Origin of the sequence: Leifsonia sp. SIMBA_070, assembly GCF_046534635.1 — a bacterium.
Taxonomy (GTDB): domain Bacteria; phylum Actinomycetota; class Actinomycetes; order Actinomycetales; family Microbacteriaceae; genus Leifsonia.
Genome location: NZ_JAWRYK010000392.1, coordinates 1 through 265 on the forward strand (window position 1 = coordinate 1; position 265 = coordinate 265).

Annotated in this window: 1 protein-coding gene; it reads right to left on the reverse strand. The window is 67.5% G+C overall.

What is annotated here, in order from left to right; genetic code table 11:
- Positions 1-265 (reverse strand): chorismate synthase (locus SB754_RS20800; protein WP_410784250.1); only part of this gene is annotated, 265 nt, incomplete at both ends.

The window sequence follows — 265 nt, forward strand, 5'->3', positions numbered from 1 at the left end:
CTCCAGGACGGGGCGGGCTTCGTCGAAACCATACTTCTGCATTCCGGTGAAGTCCGCATGTCCGGGACGGGGGCGGGTCAGCGGGGCATTGCGTGCGGATTCGGCGAGCAGCGACGGGTCCACCGGGTCCGGCGACATGACCTGCTGCCACTTGGGCCATTCGGTGTTGCCCACCTCGATGGCCACGGGTCCACCCTGGGTGAGTCCGTGCCGGACGCCGCCGAGGATGCGGACTTCGTCCTGTTCGAACTTCATCCTCGCGCCG